This window comes from Streptomyces sp. NPDC059456, from assembly GCF_042750055.1.
Classification (GTDB): domain Bacteria; phylum Actinomycetota; class Actinomycetes; order Streptomycetales; family Streptomycetaceae; genus Streptomyces.
In genome coordinates, this window is the sequence record NZ_JBHYVA010000767.1 from 1 (window position 1) to 3,814 (window position 3,814).

Annotated in this window: 4 protein-coding genes; 3 read left to right on the plus strand and 1 reads right to left on the minus strand. The window is 74.4% G+C overall.

All coding sequences use genetic code 11. The annotated features are described in order from the left end of the window. Window positions 1-5 precede the first annotated feature (5 nt). Both ACFXA3_RS38065 and ACFXA3_RS38070 read left to right on the plus strand, forming a co-directional pair. Window positions 6-719 (plus strand): SDR family oxidoreductase, encoded by a 714-nt coding sequence (locus ACFXA3_RS38065; RefSeq protein ID WP_385195158.1) that lies wholly within the window; start codon window positions 6-8, stop codon window positions 717-719. 1 nt (window position 720) lies between these two features. Continuing rightward, window positions 721-1,629: an SDR family oxidoreductase gene (locus ACFXA3_RS38070; protein WP_385195150.1), complete on the plus strand. Its 909-nt coding sequence runs from the start codon at window positions 721-723 to the stop codon at window positions 1,627-1,629. A gap of 262 nt (window positions 1,630-1,891) precedes the next feature. Here ACFXA3_RS38070 and ACFXA3_RS38075 read toward each other — a convergent pair whose 3' ends face one another. Then, window positions 1,892-2,779 (minus strand): hypothetical protein, encoded by an 888-nt coding sequence (locus tag ACFXA3_RS38075; protein ID WP_385195152.1) that lies wholly within the window; start codon window positions 2,777-2,779, stop codon window positions 1,892-1,894. A 122-nt stretch (window positions 2,780-2,901) separates the two neighbouring features. On the opposite strand from ACFXA3_RS38075, the gene ACFXA3_RS38080 reads away from it, so the two are divergent. Next, window positions 2,902-3,684, plus strand: a complete 783-nt coding sequence (locus tag ACFXA3_RS38080; RefSeq protein WP_385195155.1) for a serine protease — start codon at window positions 2,902-2,904, stop codon at window positions 3,682-3,684. The last annotated feature ends 130 nt before the right edge of the window (window positions 3,685-3,814 follow it).

Here is a 3,814-nt window from a genome sequence, read left to right on the forward strand (position 1 = left end):
CGCGGGTGTCTGTGCTCGTGGTGGCGCTGTTCGGTGGGGTGGCGCAGTCGGTGGGGGCGGCCCGCCCGCGCCCTCCGGTGGCGGGGGGGGGCGCGGGCCCCACGGCCGAGTCCGCCGCGCTGGACCTGCGCGATCCGGCCGCCGTCGAGGAGTTCTTCGCGGAGGTCGGGAGCCGGTACGGGCGGCTCGACTGCCTGGTGAACAACGCGGGCGGGAGCCCGTACCGGCTGCTGGGGGAGGGCGGCGCGGAGCGCCACGCACGGGTCGTCGAGCTGAACCTGGTGGCCCCGATGACGGCCTCGCTGGCGGCCTACCCGCAGCTGCGCGCGGCGCACGGCTCGGTGCTGATGATCGGCAGCGTCAGCGGCACCCGCCCCTCGCCCGGGACGGCCGCATACGGGGCGGCGAAGGCGGGCATGGAGAACCTGGCCCGGACCATGGCCGTCGAATGGGCGCCCGAGGTACGGGTGAACACGCTGGTCCTGGGCATGGTGCGGACCGAACTGGCGCACCTGCACTACGGGGACGAGGCGGGGATCGCGGCCGTCGGCGCGACGGTTCCACTGGGGCGGCTGGCGGAGCCCTCGGACGTCGGGGCGGCGGCGGTGTTTCTCGCCTCGGGCCGGGCGGGGTATGTCAGCGGGGCGAGCCTGCTCGTGCACGGGGGCGGGGAGCGCCCGGCATTTCTGGATGCGGCAACGGTCAACAAGGAGAGCTGAGATGGGACTTGCCGAAGGTCGAGTGGTCATCGTGACGGGCGCGGGACGGGGGCTGGGCCGGGCCCACGCGCTGGCCTTCGCCGCGGAGGGGGCGAAGGTCGTGGTCAACGACCTCGGGGTGGGCCTGGACGGGCAGCCCGGGGAGGACAGCCCGGCCGGGCAGGTCGTCGCGGAGATCCGGGCGCTGGGCGGCGAGGCGGTGGCGCACGGCAAGGACATCGCCTCGCCGGAGGGCGCGTCCTCGCTGATCGGGGCGGCCCTTTCGGCATTCGGCCGGCTGGACACGCTGGTCAACAACGCCGGTTTCCTGCGCGACCGGATGCTGGTGAACCTGGAGGAGGCGGACTGGGACGCGGTGATGCGGGTGCACCTGAAAGGGCACTTCCTGCCCCTGAAGTTCGCGGCGGCCCACTGGCGGGCCGAGGCCAAGGCGGGCCGGACGGTGGCGGCGCGGGTGGTCAACACCTCCTCGGGGGCGGGCCTGCTGGGCTCGGTCGGGCAGGGCAACTACAGCGCGGCCAAGGCCGGCATCCTCGGCATGACGCTGGTAGCGGCGGCGGAGATGGCCCGGTACGGGGTCCAGGTCAACGCGATCGCCCCGGCGGCCCGGACCCGGATGACGGAACAGACCTTCGCGGAGACGATGGCGCAGCCGGGGGAGGGGGCCTTCGACGCGATGGCCCCGGAGAACGTCTCGCCGCTGGTGGTGTGGCTGGGCTCGGACGCCTCGGCGGGGGTCACGGGCCGGGTCTTCGAGGCGGAGGGCGGCCGGATCACGGTGATGGAAGGCTGGCGCCCGGGCCCGACGGCCGACCGCGGAGCGCGCTGGACCCCGGCCGAGGCGGGCGAGGCGGCCGTCAAACTCCTCGCGGAATCCGAACCCCCGCACCCGGTCTACGGCGCCGGCTGACCACGGCGCCGGCTGACCACGGCGCCGGCTGACCACGGCGCCGGAAGCCGGCCCGGACCGCCCTGCCCGGCAGTGCCCGGTGCCGGCCCGGCGGCCGGGGCCGGACCCGCGGCCGCGCGGGCGCCCCACGCAAACGGCCCCGGCCCCCTGGCGGGAGGTCGGGACCGGTGTCCTGCACTCGTGCGATGAGGTATCACTACCCACTCCTCCCACGCGCCGAACCGCAGTCACCCAACATGTTCCGCCCGGAATCCGGCGCCGCTCAGGTGTCGCAGTCCAGCACCGTGCGGCACAGCCCGCACCGGGCCCGCACCGGCCCGCGCACCGGCAGCCGCAGCCGCTGCCCGCACACCGGACACGGGAAGCTCACCCGGGTCCCGTCCGGCTGCTGCTCGAAGCGGTACGAGGCCCCCGGCGCGGCGGCGCCCGCCCGCCGGTCCCGGGCGTCGCGGCGCCGCTGCGCCCGGTCCGCGGCCGCCAGGGGGGCCCGGCGCAGCTCCTGCTCGGCGAGCGCGCGGCCGCGCACGTACGCCTCGTACGCCTGCGGGCTGGTGAACCACGCGGACGGGTCCTCGCCGAGCAGCAGGGCGCGCCGGGCGAGGACGTAGCCGAACTCCTCGGGGGTGAGGTAGCCGAGCTTCTGGTGGGTGAGTGCGTCCTCGCGGTAGGCGTCGAGGAGCAGCCAGCCGGTCCCCAGGTAGGCGGCGGCGGTGTCGGTGAGGATCTCGTTGTCGGCGGTGGAGGGGAAGCGCAGGTCCAGCCGGTGCAGCAGGACGTGGGTGACCTCGTGCGCCAGGGCGGCAGCCAGGTCGCGGCGGTGGGTGCGGAAGCGGTCGTTGACCTCGATGAAGTACTCCGGGCCGGCGGTCAGTTCCACGGTGGCGGCCTGCTCCAGCGGCCGGAAGCAGACCACCATCCGGGCGTCGGGCAGCCGCAGCGCACGGACGACCGCCGAGGCCACGCGGTGGGCGCCGAGGTGGAGGTCGTCGGCGGGGGAGAAGGCGGCGTCGGCGGGCGCGAAGCTCGTGCCGTAGGCCCGGATCCCCTCGTACGAGAGCCGCCGGAACAGTGCGGTGACCGCCGCGCGGACGGTGTCGAGATGGGGGAATCCGTGCTCGATCGGGCTGTCGCGCCGGCCGCCCCGCGTCATGCCGGCCTCCGCGCCGCAGCTTGTCCGAAAAGGCGTCCTTGATGCCCGGCGCGGCGGAGGTGTGACATGTACGTGTCATTCACCCGATGACGCGCACGGCCCCACCCCCCACGAAAGGCAGTGTGCCGACCGTGTCCACCCTTGCCGCACTCATCAAGCGCACCCTCGCCGTAGGCGCCGTGGCCCTCGCCGCCGTCAGCCTCCAGCCCGGCGCCGCGAACGCCTCCCAGGCCCCCGTCGTCGGCGGCACCCGCGCCGCCCAGGGCGAATTCCCCTTCATGGTCCGCCTCTCCATGGGCTGCGGCGGCGCCCTCTACACCCAGCAGATCGTCCTCACCGCCGCCCACTGCGTGAACGGCTCCGGCAACAACACCTCCATCACCGCCACCGCCGGGGTCGTCGACCTCAACAGCTCCGGCGCCGTCAAGGTCAAGTCCACCAAGGTGCTCCAGGCCCCCGGCTACAACGGCAAGGGCAAGGACTGGGCCCTCATCAAACTGGCCAAGCCCATCAACCTGCCCACCCTCAAGATCGCCGACACCAAGGCCTTCGACAACGGCACCTTCACCATCGCCGGCTGGGGCGCCGCCCGCGAAGGCGGCGGCCAGCAGCGCTACCTCCTCAAGGCCACCGTCCCCTTCGTCTCCGACGCCGCATGCCAGAGCGCCTACGGCAGCGACCTCGTCCCCGGCGACGAGATCTGCGCCGGCCTCGACCAGGGCGGCGTCGACACCTGCCAGGGCGACTCCGGCGGCCCCATGTTCCGCCGCGACAACAACAACGCCTGGATCCAGGTCGGCATAGTCAGCTGGGGCGAAGGCTGCGCCCGCCCCGGCTACCCCGGCGTCTACAGCGAGGTCTCCACGTTCGCCACGGCCATCAAGAACGCGGCCGCGACCCTCTGATCCCACCGGACCACGCACCCCCTCCGCTCCGTCCTTCCGGCCCCGCGCCCGCCGGCCGGCAGCGGTGGCTTATACACAACACCGAGCCCACGAGACCCCATGAGATCGCGGGTGTGGGGGGGGGGGGGGT